A 614-nucleotide genomic window follows, 5' to 3' on the forward strand; every position below is an offset into this window, starting at 1 on the left:
CCAACGTAGACCTTATGTTTCCTACACCGGGACGATCAGCCACATCGCTGACAACAAACTTGACCGCAAGTTCACCCCGGATCAGCCAAACACCGTCTTTGTCAGCGACGTCACCGAGTTCAGGGTCGCAGGCCGCAAGGTCTACCTGTCACCGGTGATGGACCTGTTTGACCGCTCAATCGTCGCCCACACCGTGGCTACATCGCCGTCGACAGCGTTTACCGCAGAGTCTTTAACCAAGGCGATTAAAACGTGTGCGCCTGAACCCGGGTGGATGATGCACACTGACCAAGGCTTCCAGTACCAGCACGCCTCCTGGCGCGATCTGATCGGTGACAACGGCGGTGTTCAGTCGATGTCGCGTAAAGCCAACTGCTACGACAACGCGGTCATGGAAAACTTCTTTGGACACTTGAAGACAGAGATGTACCACGGTGAAGTCTTCGACACGGTCGCAGAGTTCAATCAAGCGATCGACGAGTACATCAGGTGGTACAACACCGAACGCATCCAACAACGACTAAAGGGCCTGACCCCGATGCAATATCGGAATCAGACCCTTGAACCCCTCACCGCCTAGAATTAAACTAGTCCAACTTTCGGGGGCTAGTTCA

Annotated in this window: 1 protein-coding gene; it reads left to right on the forward strand. The window is 54.4% G+C overall.

Features of this window, described 5'->3' with window-relative positions:
* Positions 1-580: IS3 family transposase (locus ACUY2T_RS10275; RefSeq protein ID WP_448308495.1), on the forward strand; the 580-nt coding region annotated here is incomplete at its 5' end.
* Positions 581-614: the final 34 nt, after the last annotated feature.

It is taken from the genome of Corynebacterium sp. 22-2729 (assembly GCF_053479475.1).